This is a genomic window from Bradyrhizobium sp. MV1.5 (genome assembly GCF_055807615.1).
In genome coordinates this window covers 1-1210 of record NZ_JBVVPL010000112.1, presented here as the reverse complement: position 1 = coordinate 1210, position 1210 = coordinate 1, and the positions used below count along the sequence as shown (strand labels likewise).

General features: G+C 64.4%; 1 protein-coding gene. It reads left to right on the top strand.

The window, feature by feature from the left end; all coding sequences use genetic code 11:
* Positions 1–64 precede the first annotated feature (64 nt).
* Positions 65–1078: an IS5 family transposase gene (locus tag AC0L2J_RS34725; protein ID WP_473395978.1), complete on the top strand. Its 1014-nt coding sequence runs from the start codon at positions 65–67 to the stop codon at positions 1076–1078.
* Positions 1079–1210 lie beyond the last annotated feature (132 nt).

The following is a 1210-nucleotide window of genomic DNA, read 5'->3' as shown; positions in this document are numbered from 1 at the left end:
GCGAGAGCTTTGCGTAAATCGCGAATCTGCGATTCTCTAAGAGACGTTTGAAGAGGATCTGGGGATGGCATATCGGCAGGTGGGGCAACCGAGCTTCGCAGATGCGTTGGCGTCGCGGCGGGGCAAAGGCGGCGTGGTCCTGAGGCGGATTGGCGAACTGGTGGATTGGGCGGCTGTCGAGCGCGTGCTGAAGGGCCTTCCGGAGCCGGAGCGTGGCGCGCCAGCCTATCCTCGACTGATGATGTTCAAGGCTGTGCTGTTGCAGCAATGGTACGGTCTGTCCGATCCGGAACTGGAAGAAGCGCTCGATGACCGGGCCTCGTTCCGCGACTTCTGCGGCTTTGCGCTGGGCGACGAGACGCCCGACCACACGACGATCTGGCGCTTTCGCGAAGCTTTGCAGCAGGCTGGCCTGGACGAGACGCTGTTTGCCGAGATGCTGCGCCAGATCGACGCGCGCGGGCTGGTGCTGCGCCGAGGCACATTGATCGACGCCAGCCTGATCCCGGCGGCCGTGAAACCGCCGAGGCCGCCAAAGGACCCGCTGCCTCCCGGCCCGGACGGACGCCCGCCGAGCAAGCTGGTCAATAGCGAGCGCGATACGGATGCGCGATGGACCAAGAAGGGTGGCAAGCGATACTTCGGCTACAAGGCGCATGTCGGTGTCGACCAGGGCTCGGCGATCATTCGTCGCAGCAAGCTGACCGACGCTGCGGTCAACGATACGGTGCCCGCCGACGAATTGATCAGCGGTGACGAGAAGGCGGTCTACGCCGACCAGGCCTATGACAAGCATGAGCGTCGCGCCGGGCTGGCTGCCCGGGGCATCAAGCCGCGGCTGATGTTCCGGCCCAACAAGCATCATCCCCTGACCGAACGGCAGAAGCGCTTCAACGACGCCGTAGGGCGGCGCCGCGCCCCGGTCGAGCAGGTCTTCGCGCGTCTCAAGGGCGTCTACGGCTGGGCGCGAGCCCGCTATCTGGGCCTGGCACGCAATCATACCCATCTGCGTCTTCTCTGCATGGCCATGAACCTCAAACGATGGGCGGTGCTGTGTCCCGCGGGAGGTGTGGTGTGACCGCCATAGCCCAAGGCCATCGATCCGCCACGAAAACAAGACCGTCTGCGTTCGCGCGCTATCCGAGCACGCACAAAAAAATGCCCCACATCGAGCCTCACTCCCGCTCGGCCAATTAAGCAAAGCCCTCGC

What these genes read in the sequence shown, in the direction of transcription:
- AC0L2J_RS34725 (WP_473395978.1), top strand. Translation starts at nt 65, where the DNA reads ATGGCATATCGGCAGGTGGGGCAACCGAGCTTCGCAGATGCGTTGGCG.